The 18,762-nt window shown below is 67.1% G+C and carries 19 protein-coding genes; 14 read left to right on the top strand and 5 right to left on the bottom strand.

What is annotated here, in order from left to right; all coding sequences use genetic code 11:
* Positions 1 to 5 precede the first annotated feature (5 nt).
* The 5 genes from QRM89_RS20730 (at position 6) to QRM89_RS20750 (ending at position 5,852) form a co-directional block, all read left to right on the top strand.
* Positions 6 to 1,448, top strand: a complete 1,443-nt coding sequence (locus tag QRM89_RS20730) for a HAMP domain-containing sensor histidine kinase (protein ID WP_285448970.1) — start codon at positions 6 to 8, stop codon at positions 1,446 to 1,448.
* The gene (locus QRM89_RS20735; RefSeq protein WP_285448971.1) at positions 1,433 to 2,794 is read left to right on the top strand and encodes a sigma-54 dependent transcriptional regulator; all 1,362 of its coding nucleotides are present in this window, start codon (positions 1,433 to 1,435) and stop codon (positions 2,792 to 2,794) included. Before QRM89_RS20730 ends, QRM89_RS20735 begins: the two co-directional genes overlap by 16 nt.
* 177 nt (positions 2,795 to 2,971) lie before the next feature.
* On the top strand, positions 2,972 to 3,754 hold the full coding sequence (locus tag QRM89_RS20740; protein ID WP_285448973.1) for a hypothetical protein: 783 nt from the start codon (positions 2,972 to 2,974) through the stop codon (positions 3,752 to 3,754).
* Positions 3,755 to 3,893: 139 nt separating this feature from the next.
* Complete coding sequence (locus tag QRM89_RS20745; protein ID WP_285448975.1) at positions 3,894 to 4,529, top strand: hypothetical protein; 636 nt, start codon at positions 3,894 to 3,896, stop codon at positions 4,527 to 4,529.
* Positions 4,530 to 4,631: 102 nt separating this feature from the next.
* Positions 4,632 to 5,852 carry an MFS transporter gene (locus tag QRM89_RS20750; protein ID WP_285448977.1) on the top strand — a complete coding sequence of 407 codons (1,221 nt, stop codon included), beginning with the start codon at positions 4,632 to 4,634 and terminating at the stop codon, positions 5,850 to 5,852.
* Positions 5,853 to 5,861: 9 nt separating this feature from the next.
* Here the strand turns inward: QRM89_RS20750 and QRM89_RS20755 are convergent, their stop codons facing one another.
* Both QRM89_RS20755 and QRM89_RS20760 read right to left on the bottom strand, forming a co-directional pair.
* Positions 5,862 to 6,338, bottom strand: coding sequence for a tRNA (cytidine(34)-2'-O)-methyltransferase (locus QRM89_RS20755; protein ID WP_285448979.1), 477 nt, complete (start codon positions 6,336 to 6,338; stop codon positions 5,862 to 5,864).
* Between the two features lie 54 nt (positions 6,339 to 6,392).
* The gene (locus QRM89_RS20760) at positions 6,393 to 6,851 is read right to left on the bottom strand and encodes a hypothetical protein (protein ID WP_225043201.1); all 459 of its coding nucleotides are present in this window, start codon (positions 6,849 to 6,851) and stop codon (positions 6,393 to 6,395) included.
* Between the two features lie 387 nt (positions 6,852 to 7,238).
* Between QRM89_RS20760 and QRM89_RS20765 the strand changes: the two genes are divergently transcribed.
* From QRM89_RS20765 to QRM89_RS20775, 3 genes are all read left to right on the top strand, one after another.
* The gene (locus tag QRM89_RS20765; RefSeq protein ID WP_014509441.1) at positions 7,239 to 7,559 is read left to right on the top strand and encodes a DUF4156 domain-containing protein; all 321 of its coding nucleotides are present in this window, start codon (positions 7,239 to 7,241) and stop codon (positions 7,557 to 7,559) included.
* A gap of 101 nt (positions 7,560 to 7,660) precedes the next feature.
* Positions 7,661 to 8,677, top strand: coding sequence for a 3-oxoacyl-ACP synthase III (locus tag QRM89_RS20770; RefSeq protein WP_040940356.1), 1,017 nt, complete (start codon positions 7,661 to 7,663; stop codon positions 8,675 to 8,677).
* A gap of 89 nt (positions 8,678 to 8,766) precedes the next feature.
* Positions 8,767 to 9,684: an alpha/beta fold hydrolase gene (locus QRM89_RS20775; RefSeq protein WP_115576118.1), complete on the top strand. Its 918-nt coding sequence runs from the start codon at positions 8,767 to 8,769 to the stop codon at positions 9,682 to 9,684.
* Between the two features lie 143 nt (positions 9,685 to 9,827).
* Here the strand turns inward: QRM89_RS20775 and QRM89_RS20780 are convergent, their stop codons facing one another.
* A complete protein-coding gene (locus QRM89_RS20780) occupies positions 9,828 to 10,211 on the bottom strand; it encodes a YkgJ family cysteine cluster protein (protein ID WP_285448983.1) in 384 nt (127 codons plus the stop codon).
* Positions 10,212 to 10,570: 359 nt separating this feature from the next.
* Between QRM89_RS20780 and oleC the strand changes: the two genes are divergently transcribed.
* The 3 genes from oleC to QRM89_RS20795 all read left to right on the top strand — a co-directional run bounded on the left by oleC (position 10,571) and on the right by QRM89_RS20795 (position 13,553).
* Complete coding sequence (gene oleC / locus QRM89_RS20785; protein WP_285448985.1) at positions 10,571 to 12,223, top strand: olefin beta-lactone synthetase; 1,653 nt, start codon at positions 10,571 to 10,573, stop codon at positions 12,221 to 12,223.
* 96 nt (positions 12,224 to 12,319) lie between these two features.
* Positions 12,320 to 13,330, top strand: coding sequence for a 2-alkyl-3-oxoalkanoate reductase (gene oleD, locus QRM89_RS20790; protein ID WP_285448987.1), 1,011 nt, complete (start codon positions 12,320 to 12,322; stop codon positions 13,328 to 13,330).
* A gap of 64 nt (positions 13,331 to 13,394) precedes the next feature.
* Positions 13,395 to 13,553 carry a DUF1328 domain-containing protein gene (locus tag QRM89_RS20795; protein ID WP_003468167.1) on the top strand — a complete coding sequence of 53 codons (159 nt, stop codon included), beginning with the start codon at positions 13,395 to 13,397 and terminating at the stop codon, positions 13,551 to 13,553.
* 102 nt (positions 13,554 to 13,655) lie between these two features.
* On the opposite strand, the gene QRM89_RS20800 is transcribed toward QRM89_RS20795, so the two are convergent.
* Positions 13,656 to 14,138, bottom strand: a complete 483-nt coding sequence (locus QRM89_RS20800; protein ID WP_285448989.1) for a GNAT family N-acetyltransferase — start codon at positions 14,136 to 14,138, stop codon at positions 13,656 to 13,658.
* Entirely contained in the window at positions 14,135 to 15,241 is a 1,107-nt protein-coding gene (gene ddlA / locus QRM89_RS20805; protein WP_285448991.1) for a D-alanine--D-alanine ligase, read from the bottom strand. Before ddlA ends, QRM89_RS20800 begins: the two co-directional genes overlap by 4 nt.
* A gap of 173 nt (positions 15,242 to 15,414) precedes the next feature.
* Here ddlA and QRM89_RS20810 point away from each other — a divergent pair, with 173 nt between their 5' ends.
* The 3 genes from QRM89_RS20810 (at position 15,415) to QRM89_RS20820 (ending at position 18,599) form a co-directional block, all read left to right on the top strand.
* Positions 15,415 to 16,059 carry an SCP2 sterol-binding domain-containing protein gene (locus QRM89_RS20810; RefSeq protein WP_285448993.1) on the top strand — a complete coding sequence of 215 codons (645 nt, stop codon included), beginning with the start codon at positions 15,415 to 15,417 and terminating at the stop codon, positions 16,057 to 16,059.
* Complete coding sequence (gene ubiB / locus QRM89_RS20815) at positions 16,056 to 17,729, top strand: ubiquinone biosynthesis regulatory protein kinase UbiB (protein ID WP_014509433.1); 1,674 nt, start codon at positions 16,056 to 16,058, stop codon at positions 17,727 to 17,729. The genes QRM89_RS20810 and ubiB overlap by 4 nt, the downstream gene beginning before the upstream one ends.
* Before the next feature lie 96 nt (positions 17,730 to 17,825).
* On the top strand, positions 17,826 to 18,599 hold the full coding sequence (locus QRM89_RS20820; RefSeq protein WP_343237693.1) for a pseudouridine synthase: 774 nt from the start codon (positions 17,826 to 17,828) through the stop codon (positions 18,597 to 18,599).
* Positions 18,600 to 18,762: the final 163 nt, after the last annotated feature.

Raw genomic sequence — 18,762 nt, forward strand, 5'->3', positions numbered from 1 at the left:
CACCCATGCCCCGTTCGTTGTTGCGGCAACTGTTGCTGATCTGGATCGTGATCGTGGCCGCGTGCATCGGCGTGGCCACCATGCTCTTTGGGCTGTATCAGCAGACCGAAGGCGTGCGCCTGGACCAGGCACGCCAGCAACTGCAGGCGCAGTGCGGGCGCATCGTGCAGCGCTACACCGGTGCCAGCGAGGCCGCCCGCGCGGGCGATAACGGCGCGGGGTTGGCCGCGGTGGTGGTGCAATTGGTGTTAGCAGATGCGCCGGGCGTGGAGGGCGGGGTGTGGAATCTAGAGAAGGGATTCATCGCCTACGCGTATCCCACCTATGACGGCAGCGACCACAAGACCGACATCCCGGCTGCCGAGTGGAACACCATCGTCGCCACCGCACGCCAGAGTGCGCGCGGTAACACGCCGGTGCAGTACCGCCGCGATGGCAGCCGTGAGGTGCTGTTGATCAGTGCTTGTCCGTTGGTGGCAGGCACCGCGGCATGGACGATGACGCGGGTGCCGGCCAGCACCTCCGACGCCTGGCGGCCGTTGGTGATCGGCATGGTGCTGATCTTTGCGCTGGTGGCGGTGTCGGCGATTGCGCTGGGCGTGGTAGTGCGGCGCTGGGGCCGGCGACTGGATCGCATCCAGCAGGCCTTGGCGGCCGAGACCGAACTCCCGCAGATTCCGGTGACCGGTGCGCCGGAATTGGACCGGCTCGGCGCGGCGGTGAACGACTATGCGCAGCGCAACGCGCAGGCGCTGGCGCAGACGCGCCGGCTCGGCGATGAACTCTCCCGGCACGAACGCCTGGCCGCGCTGGGCCGCATGACCGCCACCGTGGCGCATGAGATCCGCAACCCGATCGCCACCATGCGCCTGGCGGTCGAGAATGCGATTGCCAGTGGCAACGCCACGCCGGACGAGGCCGCGCATGCGGCCTTGATGCTCGCGCAGATCCAGCGCCTGGATGGCGTGGTCGAAAGCCTGCTCGGGATGGTGCAGCCGATCCGCCTGCACCTGGACACCGTGGTGGTGCGCGACTGGCTGGCGGCACTGCTGGATCCGGCGGAACTGCCCGCCGGAACACCGCCGCCGCAGCTGTCGGTGCCTGACCCATCGCTGCAATGGGCGCTGGACCCGCAGCAGCTGGGTCGGGCGGTGCACAACCTGGTACGCAATGCCTGGCAGCACGCGCAGCCTGGCACTGTGGTGCGCGTGGACGCGGCAGTGCGTGCCGGCAGGTTGCAGCTATGCGTTGCCAACCAGGGCGCATCGATCGCCGAACCGGTGGCTGCGCAGTTGTTCGAGCCCTTTGTCAGTGGCCGCAGCGACGGCAACGGCCTGGGATTGGCACTGGTACGCGAGATCGCACGCGCGCACGCCGGCCAGGTGCGTTACACGCATGCCGATGGCATCACCCATTTCATCCTGGAGCTGCCATGGCGCGCATCCTGATCATCGACGACGATGCCGCGTTTCTGGCCACGCTGCAGGCCACGCTGCGCTCGCTCGGCCACAGCGTGATTGCGCGCGACAACGGCGAGGCCGGCGTCGCGCAGTTGCGCGAAGGTGGCGTGGACATGGCGTTCGTGGATTTCCGCATGCCGGGCATGGATGGCATTGCGGTGCTGCGTGCGCGCCAGGACCATGCCACGGCGCGCCAGGTGCCGCTGGTGATGCTCACCGCCTACGCCTCCAGCAGCAACACCATCGAAGCGATGACCTTGGGTGCGTTCGACCATCTGGTCAAACCGGTGGGGCGTGCGGAGATCGTGGAGGTGGTGCAGCGTGCGCTGCACAGCGCCACCGACGCGCCGGAACCGGGTGCCGCATCGCTGGCACCGGCCGAAGAGGCCGACGCATTGATCGGCCACAGCCCGGCGATGCGCACCGTGCACAAACGCATCGGCCTGGCGGCAGGCGCCGACCTGCCGGTGCTGATCACCGGCGAAACCGGCACCGGCAAGGAGCTGGCCGCGCGCGCGTTGCATCGCGCCAGTACCCGCGCACAGCGCGCTTTCGTGGCGGTCAACTGTGCGGCCATTCCGCTAGAGTTGATGGAGAGCGAGTTGTTCGGGCACCGCAAAGGCGCATTCTCCGGCGCCACCAGCGACCGCATCGGCCTGATTCGCCAGGCCGATGGCGGCAGCTTGTTTCTCGACGAGATCGGCGACATGCCGCTGCCGATGCAGGGCAAGCTGCTGCGGTTTCTGCAGGAGGGGGAGGTCACGCCGCTGGGCGGCAATGGCGCGCAGAAGGTGGATGTCCGCGTGCTTGCGGCGACCCACCGTGACCTGGCGGCCTTGGCGAGCACCGGGCAGTTCCGCAGCGACCTGCGCTACCGCTTGAACGTGGTGCCGATCGAGTTGCCACCACTGTGCGAACGCGGCGACGACATCCTGCTGCTGGCCACGCACTTTCTGCAGAGCGCCGGTGGCGCCGCGCGCGCGCTGTCGCCCGATGCGCAGCGCCGGGTGCTGGACCATCCGTGGCCGGGCAATGTGCGTGAATTGCGCAATGTCATGCAGCGCTGCGCGTTGCTGGTGCGCGGGCACACCATCGCGGCGGGCGATCTGGACGAGGCATTGGGCGAACCGTTGCCAGGCGACCTGCTGCAGCCGCAGCCAGCCGATGCGCCAACCGGCACACAGTCGCTGCCCGAAGCGGTGGCGCAGCTGGAAAAACGCATGATCCAGGCCGCGCTGACGCAGGCGCAGGGCAACCGCGCCGAGGCCGCCCGTCAGCTCGGCATCCACCGCCAACTGCTGTACCGCAAGCTCGACGACTATGGATTGCAGTAGCCAGGCGCTGCGCACGGCAGGCTGTCTTCAAAGCGGACAGCGGTTGTCTGGAATGCAGACGCCGCGATGGCTTGCATCTCCAGCCACTGTCAATGAAATCAAGGCGTTGCCAGTTGGCACGATAGCTGCATTGTCCTGATGGCACGCGGCGCCCCTGCCGCGATGGAGACACTGCCCATGATTCGTCAGACCGCACTCGCTTTTGCGCTGGCCTGCAGCGTGGCCACCGCTGCCGCGCAGGTCCCTGCTGCGCCGGCCGCACCGGTTGCGCCGCGCCCACCCGCCGATGCCCCGCCACCGCCGCCGACCCCACCCGCACCGCCTGCACCGGTGGCCGCCACCGCCGTGCGTGTCACCGGTACTGTCGAACGCTTCATGCTCAATCCCAATGGCGCGGTGGACGGCCTGTGGCTGCGCGATGGCACCCAGGTCGCGTTTGCGCCGCATCTGTCCACCGCCCTGCAGGCGGCGGTGCGGCGTGGCGATACCGTCAGCGTGCAGGGCTATCGCCTGGGCCGCCTGCCGGTGCTGCGTGCCAGTGCCATCCGCTCCACCCGCAGCGGGCAGGAGGTGGTGGACCAACCGCCATCGGCCGCACTGCCGCCTCCGGCACCGCCCGCGCCCGCGACGTTGACGCCCTTGCAAGCGCAGGGGCGGATCGAACGCCTGGTGTACGGGCCGGGCGGTGAAGCGACCGGTGCCCTGCTCAGCGATGGCACCGTGGTGCGGATGCCGCCGCACCTGGCAGTGCAGTTCGGCGACCTGTTGCAGCCCGGTGCGCCGTTGAGCGTGAGCGGGTTCGGTGTGGCCACGGCAGCCGGGCGGTCCATCGAGGCCACCCAGCTAGGCCGCGACCGTGCCTCGCAACGGGCCCTGTTCGCCCCGCCGCGTCCGGATGGCCCAGTGCCACCGGCACCGCCCGTGCCGCCAGCACCCTCCGCACCGCCCGCTCCGCGCTAAGTCCCGCGCCGGGCCCCGCGGCACTGCCGCGTCCCACGTCCCACGTCACCCCCTTGCGCCCCGTCACTAGCCATGCCTTGCGCGTGGCACGGGGCGCGCGTTGCCGGTCTTCGCCGGCCATCCTGATTGGAGTACCACCATGCATTGGGTCGATCCCGATTTCCTGCCCGAAACCCGCGGCACCCTGGCGCGCTTTCTGCTCAACCCCAAGGCCGATATCGACGGCCTGCTGCTGACCGATGGCACCGAAGTGCACACGCCGCCGCATCTGTCCGCCGCCCTGCTGAAGGCGCTTGCGCCGGGCAGCGCCTTGACCATCCGCGGGCTCAAACCACGCGGTGTAGACATGCTGGTCGCGCTGGCGATCGACCCCGACGGCGGCGCCCGCATCCTCGACGAGGGCCCGCACGGCCCACATGCCAAGCCCAAGCCGAAACCGCCGGCAGCCAAACCCGCCAAACCGCAACACGCCCAGCACAGCGGCACCATCACCCACCTGCTGCATGGCCCGCACGGGCAGGTGCACGGCGTGTTGCTGGACGACGCGGTCACCGTGCGGTTTCCGCCGCATGCCGCGGGCGCGTTTGCCAGGCAACTGGTCCTCGGCAAGCCGCTCAGTGCCGAAGGCGAGCTCACCACCACGCCGCACGGCGTGCTGATGCACGCGCACGCACTGGGCGCCAAGCCGGCGACGCTGACCGAGATCGCACACCCACCGCATCCACCACATGGCCCGGGCGAAAAAAAGAAGCCCAAGCCCAAGCCCAAGCACTGAGGAGACGGCGATGCGGCGGCTGCGTGCAAGGCGTTCCGGTCCCTGGGGTGTGCGCACCGCCGCCGGGCTGCGCGCAGCGGTCGTGCGCGTGCTGCATGTGACGTGCGCATGAGCCGCGGCCGGCGTGGCACCCGCGCGCTGGAGGTGCTGCACTTCAGCGTGGCCGATGTGCAGGACGGGTTGGGGCCATTCTTGAGCGTGTTCCTGCAATCCAGGGGCTGGTCGGTGGGGGCGATCGGCACTGTCATGAGCGCCGGCGGAATCGCCGGCGTGCTGGCGACCACCCCGGCCGGTGCATTGGTCGATACCACCCGCCGAAAACGCGCGGTGGTGGTGATTGGCGCGCTGGCGATCCTGCTGGCCACCGCGCTGATCTGGCTGCGGCCGAGTTTTCCCGGGGTAGTGGTGGCGCAGATTGCCTCGGCCCTGGCAGCCGCCGGCATCGGCCCGGCGCTGACCGGCATCACGCTCGGACTGGTCCGGGCACAGGGCTTCGATCATCAGTTGGCGCGCAACCAGGTCGCCAACCACGGCGGCAACCTGCTGGCCGCTGCACTCGCCGGCTGGCTGGGCTGGCGCTACGGCTTCGGCGCGGTGTTTGTGCTGACGGCGGCCTTTGGCGTGCTGGCGATCGCCTCGGTGTTGCTGATTCCTGCAGCGTCCATCGACCACCGCGCTGCGCGTGGTTTGCAGGGAGCGCAAACCGGTGAGGCGGTGAGTGGCTGGCGGGTGCTGCTGACCTGCCGCCCGCTGGCGCTGTTGGCGATCACCCTGGGGCTGTTCCATCTGGGCAACGCGGCCATGCTGCCGCTGTACGGCATGGCGATCGTCGCCGCCCATGCGGGCGACCCCAGCGCGTTGACCGCCACCACCATCGTGGTGGCACAGGCCACGATGATGCTGGTGGCCTTGTTGGCGATGCGCTGGATCCGCGTGCATGGCCATTGGTGGGTGCTGCTGGTGGCTTTTCTGGCGTTGCCGCTGCGCGCGCTGGTGGCCGCTTCGCTGATCGAAGGCTGGGGCGTGTTTCCAGTGCAGATGCTCGATGGCCTGGGCGCCGGCTTGCAGAGCGTGGTGGTCCCCGCATTGGTCGCGCGGCTGCTGCATGGCACCGGCCGGGTCAACGTGGGCCAGGGCGCGGTGATGACCGTGCAAGGGATCGGTGCTGCTTTGAGCCCTGCATTGGGCGGCTGGCTCAGCGCCGCCTTCGGCTACCGCACCGCGTTTCTGGTGCTAGGCGCCATCGCGCTGCTCGCGGTTGCGCTCTGGGCGAGCTGCCACACGGTGCTCAAACAGGCATTGGCTGCCGGCGCGGCGAGGTGATGCGCCTGGCTACTGCCCGCCTGTGAAGTTCCATTGTCGCCACGCCTCGAACACCATCACCGCCACGGTGTTGGACAGATTGAGGCTGCGATTGTCCGGGCGCATCGGCAGGCGAAGCCGGTGCTGCGGCGGGATGGACTCCAGCACCTCTGCCGGCAGGCCGCGTGTTTCGGGGCCAAACAGAAAGGCATCGCCATCGGCAAACTGCGGTGTGTCATAGCGCACGGTGCTGCGGGTACTCAGCGCAAACACGCGCTTGGGTGCGAGCGTGGCCAGCGCAGTGGGCAGGTCCGGATGCACCTGCAGACGCGCGTATTCGTGATAGTCCAGGCCGGCGCGCTTGAGCTGCTTATCGCTGAGGTCAAAGCCCAGGGGCTCGATCAGGTGCAGGCGCGCGCCGGTATTGGCGCACAAGCGGATCACATTGCCCGTGTTGGGCGGAATTTCGGGTTGGAACAGGATGACATCGAGGACGGAGGCTGACATGCGCGCAGTGTAGCTGCGCCGCGCATGGGCTGGCCGGTAATGACCGGCCGGCAGTTACTGGCCCAGGGTGGCGCTGACCAGTGCTTCCAGCTCGACCGGGGTGGGCTGCAGCTGCGGCACCGGAAGGTTGACGATGACCTGGCCGACCAGCGCACCAAGTGCAGCAGCGGCGTGGCCGGTGGCAGCCTGCGCGGTGGCGGCAGCGGTATGCACCAGCAGGTCGGCGCGTTGTTCGGCGGTCGGACGCACCTGCACGGCGGCCAGAGTCACGATGCGCGGGCCGGCCTGTTCGGCGGCCAGGGCAGCCAGTTGCTCGGTCGAAGGGCGCACCTGCACGGCGGCCAAGGTGCGGATGCCGCTGCTGCGCTCCAGCGTCTGCTGGGCGATCTGGTCGGCGGCCGGGCGCACCTGCACGGTGTCCAGCGTGGTGAGGGAAGAGGCATGCGCGTTGGCAAAGGAGGCGCCGGCAATCAGGGCGGCGGCGAGGGCGATGCGCAGGGTCTTGGTGGTCATGGCGAGGTCTCTTGGTGTGGGTGAGCAGTGGTGTGGTAGTAAGGTAGTACACCGTTTCGGTAGCTGCAAGAACTTTCGGTGTTATTTTTATTTTGTTCAGCGTGTAGTCATATTTACTGGCAGCGCACAGGGCGTCGGGACGGCTGCGATAACCAGAGCAATCGCCGTGCCATCTTTAAGTTGTTGTTTTTGAAGGCAGCGGTGCTGCATGGGGCTGTCCGCATCCGGACACGCGGACACCACATCGGCCGGGCGGACGCGCCGGGCCAAGGCCTGGGCGGGAGCGCAGCGCACACCGGGGGCTGCCGGTTGCCTCTCGGTAGCACGCCTTATTGCCAATTCAGGCAGCTACGGCACAATCCGGCTTTGCCCTCAGGTGTCTGTCTTATGCGCGTGATCCTGCTGTCTGTTCTGGTTGCCGCCACCACCGCGGCCTGCACCTGGGTTCCCATCGAACAGAGCGGCAAAGGCGTGCAGGTCCTGCCCGCAGGCCCTGTGCCAGCTGGCTGTCAGCAGCAGGGCGAAGTGGTGGTGACGGTCAAGAGCAAGGTCGGTTTCTACAATCGCAACCCATTGCGGGTGCAGGAAGAACTGGAAACCCTTGCGCGTAACGAGGCGCCCGGCGCCAATGCCAACACCGTGCAGGCACAAGGCCAGCCGCTCGATGGCAGCCAGCGTTTCAACGCGTTCCGGTGCCCGCCGCGCTGAACCGTTGGGCTGGGGCGAGCGCGGGGCAAATGTAAAGATGCGGTAAAAGCGGCCAGCAGATAGAATGGCGCCCCCTCGCCTGACGCCATGGCGCTACTTCGATGCTCTTCCAGAATGTCTCCATCGCGGGACTGGCGCATATTGATGCGCCGCACACGCTGACTTCCAAGGAAATCAACGAGCGCCTGCAACCGACCTACGACCGTCTTGGGATCAAGACCGACGTATTGGGCGATGTTGCCGGTATCCATGCACGGCGCTTGTGGGACCAGGATGTCCAGGCATCGGACGCCGCCACCCAGGCTGCCCGCAAGGCCCTGATCGATGCCAACATCGGCATCGAGAAGATCGGCTTGCTGGTCAACACCTCGGTGAGCCGTGATTACCTGGAGCCGTCCACGGCCTCCATCGTGTCCGGCAACCTGGGCGTCAGCGACCACTGCATGACCTTCGACGTGGCCAACGCCTGTCTTGCCTTCATCAATGGCATGGACATCGCTGCGCGCATGCTCGAACGCGGCGAGATCGACTACGCCCTGGTCGTGGATGGCGAAACCGCCAACCTTGTTTACGAAAAAACCCTCGAGCGCATGACCTCGCCGGACGTCACCGAAGAAGAGTTCCGCAACGAACTCGCTGCGTTGACGCTGGGCTGCGGTGCGGCCGCCATGGTGATGGCACGTTCGGAGCTGGTCCCCGACGCGCCGCGCTACAAGGGCGGCGTGACGCGCTCGGCCACCGAGTGGAACAAGCTGTGCCGGGGCAACCTGGACCGCATGGTCACCGACACCCGCCTGCTGCTGATCGAAGGCATCAAGCTGGCGCAGAAAACCTTCGTGGCCGCCAAGCAGGTGCTGGGCTGGGCCGTGGAGGAACTGGACCAGTTCGTCATCCACCAGGTCAGCCGCCCGCACACGGCGGCGTTCGTGAAGTCCTTCGGCATCGACCCGGCCAAGGTCATGACCATCTTCGGTGAGCACGGCAACATCGGCCCGGCCTCGGTGCCGATCGTGTTGAGCAAGCTCAAGGAACTGGGCCGGTTGAAGAAGGGCGATCGCATCGCGCTGCTCGGCATCGGTTCGGGCCTGAACTGCTCGATGGCCGAAGTGGTTTGGTGATCGATCGGGCGCACGCCCATCGCTGTTGATCGTACGACCGACGCCTGCGCCATCGCGACGCAGGCGTTTTTCTTTTTGCTGGTGACCCGATGACTGCATCCGTTTCGCGCCTGCCGGGCTATTCGTTCACGCCACACCGTCTGCAGGTCCGCCCGGGCGTGTCGATGTCGTATCTGGACGAAGGTCCGCGCGATGGCGAGGTGGTGGTCATGCTGCACGGCAATCCGTCGTGGAGCTATCTGTGGCGGCATCTGGTGAGCGGTCTGTCTGATCGCTACCGCTGCATCGTGCCCGACCACATCGGCATGGGCCTGTCCGACAAGCCCGACGATGCGCCCGATGCGCAGCCGCGTTACGACTACACGTTGCAATCGCGCGTGGACGATCTGGACCGCCTGCTGCAGCACCTGGGCATCACCGGGCCGATCACGCTGGCGGTGCACGATTGGGGCGGCATGATCGGTTTTGGCTGGGCGCTTTCGCACCACGCGCAGGTCAAGCGTCTGGTGATCACCAACACCGCCGCATTCCCGCTACCGCCGGAAAAGCCGATGCCATGGCAGATCGCGATGGGCCGGCATTGGCGGTTGGGCGAGTGGTTCATCCGCACCTTCAATGCGTTTTCCTCAGGCGCCTCGTGGCTGGGCGTGTCGCGGCGGATGCCGGCGGCTGTGCGCCGTGCCTATGTCGCTCCGTACGACAGCTGGAAGAACCGCATTTCCACGATCCGCTTCATGCAGGACATCCCGCTGTCGCCGGCCGATCAGGCCTGGTCGCTGCTGGAGCGCTCGGCGCAAGCGTTGCCGTCGTTTGCCGACCGCCCGGCCTTCATCGCCTGGGGCCTGCGCGACATCTGTTTCGACAAGCACTTTCTGGCCGGGTTCCGCCGCGCACTGCCGCAGGCCGAGGTGATGGCGTTCGAGGATGCCAACCACTACGTGCTCGAAGACAAGCACGAGGTGCTGGTGCCGGCAATCCGCGCGTTTCTGGAACGAAACCCGCTGTAGGACAAGTTTCGCATCCGTGCGCGCGCGCGCCGAAGAGCTGCGCGCGACGTGTGCGAAGTGGATGCACCGGGCAATGCGTGCATCGCGCAGGTCCGGATTGGATCGCACTGCGGCTGCGCCGTATGCGCTGCTGCGGCCAGGCCTTACAGCGTAGGCAGCGGATTGCGTTGCGCGTCGTCCACGCCAACCCAGTCGACTTCAGTGAGCGCGTGCAGGCCATGTGCCAGCCGCGACTTGTCGCATTGCGTGCTGCGCTCGCCGAACTCCAGCGATGCCGGCACTGCGGCACACGATGACGGGCGGCGGTCGTGGATGCTGCAACGGCTGTAGCGGCCGATGTCTGCGTCCAGCGCAATGCAGCGTGGCTGCGCTTGCGAGGTGCCACGCATCACCCGTTCGTGCGTACGCAGTGCATCCGTCAACGCAATCGGTACCCTGCCGCCCAGCGCGGGATCGGCTTCGCTCCAGTGGAAACTGACGCGGAAGTAGGCGCAGCAAGCGCCGCAGGTAAGGCAGGGGTGTGCCATGGATGCCGGGCCTTGCGCGGCGAAATAGCGTGGAGAGCGCGGCATTCTGACCGAATCACGGCGCGATACAAGGGGCGCGTGTGCGGGCGGGTTAGCGATTCATGCGGTGGCGGTTGCTGGTGGCCGGCGGATCACCGGACTTGCCAGAAAACGCCCGGTAGCGTGCAAGGTTTGCTGGCGATTACGCGCACTGTTCCAGTCGATGTTTCCAGCGTTTTGATGCATCGCACTTGCAGCTGTGCATGCAGGCACGCTGCGAGTGGCCTCTCTGCAGCAATGCGAGCCAGCCAATGCACGCGACCGAACGTTGCACGCGCAAGCGACCGGTGCCATAGGCACGCATGGGTGATAATGGGCGCATGACAACTCTCTGCAATATCGCCGCCTCGCTGCCGCGACTGGCGCGCGAGCGCCCCGATCAGATCGCCATCCGCTGCCCGGGCGGACGCGGTGCCAATGGAATGGCCGCCTACGATGTGACCCTGAGCTATGCCGAGCTGGACGCGCGCAGCGACGCGATTGCTGCCGGTCTGGCCCTGCACGGCATCGGTCGTGGCGTGCGTGCAGTGGTGATGGTGCGGCCGTCGCCGGAGTTCTTCTTGCTGATGTTCGCCTTGTTCAAAGCCGGTGCGGTGCCGGTGCTGGTGGATCCGGGCATCGACAAGCGCGCACTCAAGCAATGCCTGGACGAAGCGCAGCCGCAGGCCTTCATCGGCATTCCGCTCGCACAGCTGGCACGGCGCTTGTTGCGCTGGGCACGGTCGGCCAGGCAGATCGTCACCGTGGGCGGCCGCTATGGCTGGGGCGGGGTGACGCTGGCACGCTTGGAGCGCGATGGTGCCGGTGCCGGCAGCCAGCTGGCCGATACCGCGGCTGACGACGTCGCGGCGATCCTGTTCACCAGCGGCTCGACCGGCGTGCCCAAGGGCGTGGTGTATCGGCACCGGCATTTTGTCGGGCAGATCGAGCTGCTGCGCAACGCGTTCGACATGCAGCCGGGCGGTGTGGACCTGCCGACCTTTCCGCCATTCGCGCTGTTCGATCCCGCGTTGGGCCTGACCTCGGTGATCCCGGACATGGACCCGACCCGTCCGGCCACCGCCGATCCGCGCAAGCTGCACGATGCGATGACGCGCTTTGGTGTGACGCAGCTGTTCGGCTCGCCGGCATTGATGCGCGTGTTGGCTGATTACGGCCAGCCATTGCCGAACGTGCGCCTGGCTACCTCGGCCGGCGCACCGGTGCCGCCGGATGTGGTGGCCAAGATCCGTGCGTTGCTGCCGGCCGATGCGCAGTTCTGGACGCCGTATGGCGCCACCGAATGCCTGCCGGTGGCAGCGATCGAAGGCCGCACCCTGGACGCCACGCGCACGGCCACCGAGGCCGGTGCCGGCACCTGCGTCGGCCAGGTGGTTGCACCCAACGAGGTGCGCATCATCGCCATCGACGACGCGGCGATCCCCGAGTGGAGCGGCGTGCGCGTGCTGGCAGCGGGCGAGGTGGGCGAGATCACCGTGGCTGGCCCCACCACTACCGACACCTACTTCAACCGCGATGCGGCCACGCGCAACGCCAAGATCCGCGAGCGCTGCAGCGACGGCAGCGAGCGCGTTGTGCACCGCATGGGCGACGTCGGCTATTTCGATGGCGAGGGGCGCTTGTGGTTCTGCGGCCGCAAGACCCACCGCGTGGAAACCGCCACTGGCCCGCTCTACACCGAACAGGTAGAGCCGATCTTCAACGTGCATCCGCAGGTGCGGCGGACCGCGTTGGTGGGTGTCGGCACGCCCGGTCAGCAGCAACCGGTGCTGTGCGTGGAGTTGCAGCCAGGCGTTGCGGCATCGGCCTTTGCCGAAGTGGAAACTGCACTGCGCGCAGTGGGCGCTGCGCACCCGCACACCGCAGGAATTGCGCGTTTTCTGCGCCATTCCGGCTTTCCGGTGGATATTCGCCACAACGCCAAGATCGGCCGCGAAAAGCTTGCGATCTGGGCGGCGCAACAACGTGTGTAAGTGCAGGCAGCAGGGCGATGCTGTCAGGCGCAGGCGTATCGCCAGCGCAAGTGTCTGCCGCTGTCGTGTGTTCCCTTCTGCAATCGGTGTGATGTGATGAAGATACTGGTAACGGGTGGTGGTGGCTTTCTCGGGCAGGCGCTGTGCCGTGGATTGGTGGCGCGTGGACACGAGGTGGTGAGCTTTCAGCGTGGTGACTACCCGGTGCTGCACACCTTGGGTGTGGGCCAGATCCGTGGCGATCTGGCTGACCCGCAGGCGGTGCGGCATGCACTTGCCGGCATCGATGCGGTGTTCCATAACGCGGCCAAGGCCGGGGCATGGGGCAGCTACGACAGCTATCACCAGGCCAACGTGGTGGGCACGCAGAACGTGCTCGATGCGTGCCGTGCCAATGGCGTGCCGCGCTTGATCTACACCTCCACGCCCAGCGTGACCCATCGCGCCACCAATCCGGTGGAAGGCTTGGGTGCGGACGAAGTGCCGTATGGCGAAGACCTGCGTGCGTCGTATGCGGCGACCAAGGCAATTGCCGAACGCGCGGTGCTGGCAGCCAATGATGCACAGCTGGCCACCGTTGCGTTGCGCCCGCGCTTGATCTGGGGGCCGGGCGACAACCACCTGCTGCCGCGTCTGGCGGCACGTGCGCGCGCCGGGCGGCTGCGGATGGTGGGCGATGGCAGCAACCTGGTGGACAGCACCTACATCGACAATGCGGCGCAGGCGCACTTCGATGCGTTCGCGCATCTGGCGCCGGGCGCTGCGTGCGCAGGCAAGGCGTACTTCATCTCCAACGGCGAACCGTTGCCGATGCGCGAACTGCTCAACCGTTTGCTGGCGGCGGTGGATGCGCCGGCGGTGACGCGCTCGCTGTCGTTCAAGACGGCGTACCGCATCGGTGCGGTGTGCGAAACATTGTGGCCACTGTTGCGTCTGCCAGGCGAAGTGCCGCTGACGCGGTTTCTGGTCGAGCAGCTGTGCACGCCGCATTGGTACAGCATGGAACCGGCGCGGCGCGACTTCGGCTATGTGCCGCAGATCAGCATCGAAGAGGGCCTGCAACGGCTGCGATCCTCATCTTCCCGCGACATCTCCATCACTCGATAAAGACTGGCACATCCACAAGATACGTCTGCGCCGATTCGGCACGACAACTTCTGGACACATTGCCATGCTGCATTACGCCATCATCTTTTTCGTCATCGCCATCATTGCCGCCGTGCTGGGCTTCAGCGGTATCGCCGGTGCGGCGACCAACATCGCCTGGATTCTGTTCGTGGTGTTCCTGATCCTGGCCGTGATCTCGATGTTCCGTCGCGGCAAGGTCTAGTCCGCGGCACGTCACGGCAGCGGCGCTGCCGGTTGACGATCACACGGCCCGCTTCCGCAAGGAGGCGGGCCGTGTGCTTTTGCGGCACGCAGAATTTGCCAATTACAGCGCTTTTTCCAGGTATTGCACGCGTTTTCCGCTTTCCAACACGGACTCGCCGATCGGCTGAAAGCCCAACTGCCGGTGCAGCGCCAACGAGGGTGGATTGGCAGGCAATAGGTTGACTTCGCAGACCAGGCGCGCATGGCCTGCGGCGCGTGCGTCACGGATGAGTTCGTCATACAGCTGTGTTGCCAAGCCGCGTCGACGTGCGTGCGCGGCAACCACGATGCGGTCGACATAGACAAAGCGCGCGAAGCGTGCGGCCATCCAGGCGAAGTTCGCATTGGTGTAGATGGCGTGCTGATCCAGCGCGATGAGTAAGGCGTCGGCCGGATCCGCCACCCGTGCGTGCCAGGCCTGCTGCAACAGGCTGGCGAGCGCATCAGGTGTGAGCCACGACAAGGCGCTGGCATCGGCATTGTTGAGTGCCAGCAGCGCTGCGTGTTCGTGCGGATGCACTGCACGCACCCGTGCCGCGGTCATGCATGCGTGACCACGCTGCTGTGCAGGCGCCCATCGTCGGCATGCCGCTCCAGTGCCAGCTCGATCAAGCGCGTAACCAGGCTGCGATAGTCCAGGCCGCTTGCCTCCCACAACTTGGGATACATGCTGATGCGGGTGAAGCCGGGCAGGGTGTTGACCTCGTTGATGACGATGCGCCCATCCGCGCACAGGAACACATCCACGCGCGCCATGCCGGCGCAGTCCAGCGCCTGATAGGCCTGTAGTGCGCACTGCTGGATACGGTGCTGGGTGTGGGCATCGATATTGGCGGGAATCACCGTCGCTGCGCCATCGTCGCGGATGTACTTGGTCTCGTACGAATAGAACGCGTCGTGCACCACCACCTCGCCGCAGACGCTGGCCTGCGGCGTGGCATTGCCCAGCACCGCGCATTCGATCTCGCGCCCGGCGATCGCCGCTTCCACCAGCACCTTGTGGTCGTAGCGCAGCGCGAGCTCCAATGCCGCGCTGAACTCCTCAGCGCTGCGGACCTGGCTGACGCCGACCGACGAGCCCTGGTTGGCCGGCTTGACGAACAGCGGCAGCCCGAATTGGGCAATCAGCGTTTGCACGTCGGCCTGCGCAGCGGTGTGGCGCGTAAAGCATGCGAACGGCGCCACCTCCAGGCCGGCATCGCGCAGCACCCGCTTGGCCATGTCCTTGTCCATCGCCACGGCCGACCCCAGCACGCCGGAACCGACGAACGGCAGGTTGGCCATGCGCAGCAGCCCCTGCAGCGAGCCGTCTTCGCCCAGCGTGCCGTGCACGATCGGGAACACCACATCGATCTGCGCCAACGCCTGTTCGGCATCCACCGCGCGCAGCTGCGCACTGGCGGCACCGGGCAGCACGGCCAGCCCACGGCCGCTGTGGCGCAGCGCAATGCGGCTGGGGTCGTCGGCATCGAGCAGGAAACTCTCCGGTGCGCTGAGGTGCCACTGGCCCTGTTTGTCGATGCCGATCAGCACCGGCTCGAACCGCTGCGGGTCCAGCGCCTGCAGGATGTTGCGCGCCGATTGCAGCGAGACCTCGTGCTCGGCCGACTTGCCGCCAAAGATGAGTCCGACCCGAATCCTGCCCATCGCCTGCTCCTGTCATTGCTCCACGGAAGCGGCACAGGATGCCGCCGGCGCGGTGCCGAACGGAAGCGCCGGGTGCCTGCCCGAGCCGTGGCACATGCACCTGCCCGCCGATGCAATGGCCCGGCCCGCGCCCGTCAAGCGGTTGCGACATGCAGGGACGGTAGAATGCGCCCATGCCCGGATCACTCTTCAACTCACTCAAGCCGCTCGCCGGCCAGGCCCTGCAGGCCGCGCTCAACCGCGCGCTGGCGCTGGACCCGGATACCCGCGATGCCCTGCTGCCGCTGGAAGGCCAGCGCATCGCACTGATCCTGGAGGCGCCCGCGCTGGCGCTGCAGATCCGCGTGCACGAGCGGCGGCTGCTGGTGGGCCCGGTGGATGCCACCCACGAGCCGGATCTGGCGGTGCGCAGCAGCCTGGCCGGCTTGCTCGGGCAGCTGCCGTTTCTGGCCAATGCCCGCCGCAGCGGTGCGCCGGCCGGCCGGCTCAAGGTCTCCGGCGATGCCGAGCTGGCGCGCCAGCTGCAACAACTGGCCGGGCGTTTCGATCCGGACTGGCAGTTGCCGTTCGTGGCGGTGTTCGGCGAGATCCTGGGCGTGCAGATCGCCAGCGCCGTGCGCAGCGCCTTGCAGCAGGCCCGCCGCAGCGCGACCGACCTGGCGCAGAGCGCAGCCGAATTCGTCACCGAGGAATCGCGCGACGTGGTGCCGCGCGCCGAACTGGAGGCCTTCCACGACGACGTGGATGAGCTGCGCGACGCTGTCGAACGCCTGGCTGCACGCATCAATCGCCTGTCTGCGGCTGGAGGCACGCCATGAAGGCGATCCTGCGGGCAAGCCGCATCGGCCGGGTGATCCTGCGGTATCGGTTGGACGCGTTGCTGGAAGGCACCCCGGCCGAGCGCTGGTTGCGTCTGGCCAAGCCGTTCGTGCCGCGCGCCAGTGCCGAAATCGCCGCGCAATCGCGCGGTGCGCGGTTGCGGCTGGCGCTGCAGGAACTGGGCCCGATCTTCGTCAAGTTCGGGCAGATTTTGTCCACCCGCCGCGACCTGATTCCGCCGGACGTGGCCGAAGAACTCACCCTGCTGCAGGACCGGGTCAAGCCGTTCGACGGCGAGGCCGCGCGCCTGATCGTGGAGCGCGCGCTGGGGCTGCCGGTGAGCGTGGCGTTTGCCGCCTTCGATACCACGCCGCTGGCCTCGGCCTCGATCGCGCAAGTGCACGCGGCCACCTTGCCGCCGGACGCCAACGGCGTGCGCCGCGAAGTGGTGGTCAAGGTGCTGCGGCCGGACATCGAGCGCCAGATCGACGCCGACATCGCGCTGCTGCATTCGCTGGCCACGCTGGTCGAACGCACCCATCCGCGCGCCGACAAGATCCGGCCGCGCGAAGTGGTGGCCGAGATCGAAGGCACGTTGTCGGCCGAACTGGATCTGCAGCGCGAAGGCGCCAACGCCAGTGTATTGCGGCGGTTCTGGGAAGGCTCGGACGATCTGTACGTGCCGGAGGTGATCTGGTCGCACACCGCCGAGCGTGCGCTCACGCTGGAGCGCGTGTACGGCATCCCGTCCGATGACGTGGCCAAGCTCGATGCGGCCGGCATCGACCGCAAGGCGCTGGCCGCCAAGGGCGTGCGCGTGTTCTACACGCAGGTCTTCCGCGACAATTTCTTCCACGCCGATGCGCACGCCGGCAACATCTGGGTCGATTCGGACCCGGAGCGGCGCCTCAATCCGCGCTTCATTGCGCTGGATTTCGGCATCATGGGCCAGCTCTCGCAGGAAGATCAGTACTACCTGGCCGAGAATTTCATGGCGATCTTCCACAAGGATTACCGCCGCATGGCCGAGCTGCACGTGGAGGCGGGCTGGATGCCGTCCAACGTGCGTATCGACGAACTGGAAGCGGCTGCGCGTTCGGTGTGCGAGCCATACTTCACCCGGCCGTTGTCGGAGATCTCGCTGGCCGAGGTATTGATCAAGTTGTTCCGCGTGGCGCAGCGCTATGAATTGACGCTGCAGCCGCAGCTGATCCTGCTGCAGAAGACGCTGCTCAACATCGAAGGCGTGGGCCGCCAGCTCGATCCCAAACTCGACATCTGGGCCGTGGCGCGGCCGGTGCTCGAACGCATCCTGCGCGAGCGTTACAGCCCGCGCCGCGTGCTGGGCGAGTTGCGCAAGCGGCTACCGGAAATCATGACCCACGCGCCGGACATGCCGCGCCTGGTGCATAGCTGGTTGAAGCAGCAGGTGGAAGGCCGGCACCAGCTGGACATCCGCTCGAGTGAGTTGCGCGCGCTGGACCTGAGCCTGCGCAAGCTGCAGACCCGCGTGGTCACCGCCATCACTGGCAGCGGGCTGCTAGTCGTGGCGGCCGTGTTGTATGGCCTGCATCCGGACGGCTGGTATCTGGGCACGGTGCCGGTGTGGAGCTGGATCAGCGGCGGCGCCGGCTCGGTCGCCTTGCTGATCGCCTGGCTGCGCCGCTGACACATTGCGATAGGTGGCCCGCTGCATTCGGCTACATTTCGGCAGTGCCTGCAGCGGAGCCCCAGCGCGGCCCTCGATTCGTGGCGCGGCAACGCAGTGGCATGCGCTGTCGGCGACGCGGATAATCCGCCGGTGAGCACATCCCCTGATCCACTGCAGATTCTCTACCAGGACGCCGTCCTGGCCGTTGTCGACAAACCCGCGGGCCTGATGGTCCACGACAGCAAGCTGGCGCGCGGGGAGGACGATTTTCTTGCGGACCGTCTGCGCGTGCAGCTGGGCCGCCCGATCTTTCTGGTGCACCGGCTCGATCGCGCCACCAGCGGCTGCCTGTTGCTGGCCTTCGATCGCGACACCGCCAGCGCGCTGGGCAAGGCCCTGATGGCCGGCGAAGTAGAGAAGGATTATCTGGCCATCTGCCGCGGCTGGCCCGCCGAGGAACAGCTCATCGTCGACCACGACCTGGACGGCGGCCCGGGCAAACCGATCAAGAAGCCGGCGGTGACCCACTTCCAGCGCCTGGCCACCGGCGAGCTGGAGATCCCGTCCACCGGCTTTGCCACCTCGCGTTATGCCTTGCTGCGCTGCCAACCGCAGACCGGGCGGTTTCGCCAGATCCGCCGGCATCTCAAGCACCTGTCGCATCACATGATCGGCGACACCAGCCACGGCGATGGCCGCCACAACCGCAGTTTCCGCATGCTCGGCATCCACCGCATGTTGTTGCATGCCGAACGCCTGGGATTTCCGCATCCGGCCGATGGGAGGCGCATCAGCGTTACTGCGCCGCTGGATGTGGAGTTTGCAAAAGCGTGTGCGTTGTTCGGGTGGGACGTGGCGGAGTTGCAAGGCACGACACACGTGCAGTGATGCGGCGTGGTCATTGATCTGTCCGTGCCTCAACGTCGAACGGCAACGTTTCTAGGCAGCCGTACCCTCACCCCAACCCCTCTCCCGACGGGAGAGAGGCTTGACTGGTCCTTCTCCCCTCGGGAGAAGGTGCCCCGTAGGGGCGGATGAGGGTGCGAGCGAA

This window comes from Xanthomonas sp. LMC-A-07 (assembly GCF_030208825.1).
Lineage (GTDB): Bacteria > Pseudomonadota > Gammaproteobacteria > Xanthomonadales > Xanthomonadaceae > Xanthomonas > Xanthomonas campestris.

What these genes read in the sequence shown, in the direction of transcription:
- QRM89_RS20730 (WP_285448970.1), top strand. Translation starts at nt 6, where the DNA reads ATGCCCCGTTCGTTGTTGCGGCAACTGTTGCTGATCTGGATCGTGATC.
- QRM89_RS20735 (WP_285448971.1), top strand. Translation starts at nt 1,433, where the DNA reads ATGGCGCGCATCCTGATCATCGACGACGATGCCGCGTTTCTGGCCACG.
- QRM89_RS20740 (WP_285448973.1), top strand. Translation starts at nt 2,972, where the DNA reads ATGATTCGTCAGACCGCACTCGCTTTTGCGCTGGCCTGCAGCGTGGCC.
- QRM89_RS20745 (WP_285448975.1), top strand. Translation starts at nt 3,894, where the DNA reads ATGCATTGGGTCGATCCCGATTTCCTGCCCGAAACCCGCGGCACCCTG.
- QRM89_RS20755 (WP_285448979.1), bottom strand. Translation starts at nt 6,338, where the DNA reads ATGTCAGCCTCCGTCCTCGATGTCATCCTGTTCCAACCCGAAATTCCG.
- QRM89_RS20760 (WP_225043201.1), bottom strand. Translation starts at nt 6,851, where the DNA reads ATGACCACCAAGACCCTGCGCATCGCCCTCGCCGCCGCCCTGATTGCC.
- QRM89_RS20765 (WP_014509441.1), top strand. Translation starts at nt 7,239, where the DNA reads ATGCGCGTGATCCTGCTGTCTGTTCTGGTTGCCGCCACCACCGCGGCC.
- QRM89_RS20770 (WP_040940356.1), top strand. Translation starts at nt 7,661, where the DNA reads ATGCTCTTCCAGAATGTCTCCATCGCGGGACTGGCGCATATTGATGCG.
- QRM89_RS20775 (WP_115576118.1), top strand. Translation starts at nt 8,767, where the DNA reads ATGACTGCATCCGTTTCGCGCCTGCCGGGCTATTCGTTCACGCCACAC.
- QRM89_RS20780 (WP_285448983.1), bottom strand. Translation starts at nt 10,211, where the DNA reads ATGGCACACCCCTGCCTTACCTGCGGCGCTTGCTGCGCCTACTTCCGC.
- oleC (WP_285448985.1), top strand. Translation starts at nt 10,571, where the DNA reads ATGACAACTCTCTGCAATATCGCCGCCTCGCTGCCGCGACTGGCGCGC.
- oleD (WP_285448987.1), top strand. Translation starts at nt 12,320, where the DNA reads ATGAAGATACTGGTAACGGGTGGTGGTGGCTTTCTCGGGCAGGCGCTG.
- QRM89_RS20795 (WP_003468167.1), top strand. Translation starts at nt 13,395, where the DNA reads ATGCTGCATTACGCCATCATCTTTTTCGTCATCGCCATCATTGCCGCC.
- QRM89_RS20800 (WP_285448989.1), bottom strand. Translation starts at nt 14,138, where the DNA reads ATGACCGCGGCACGGGTGCGTGCAGTGCATCCGCACGAACACGCAGCG.
- ddlA (WP_285448991.1), bottom strand. Translation starts at nt 15,241, where the DNA reads ATGGGCAGGATTCGGGTCGGACTCATCTTTGGCGGCAAGTCGGCCGAG.
- QRM89_RS20810 (WP_285448993.1), top strand. Translation starts at nt 15,415, where the DNA reads ATGCCCGGATCACTCTTCAACTCACTCAAGCCGCTCGCCGGCCAGGCC.
- ubiB (WP_014509433.1), top strand. Translation starts at nt 16,056, where the DNA reads ATGAAGGCGATCCTGCGGGCAAGCCGCATCGGCCGGGTGATCCTGCGG.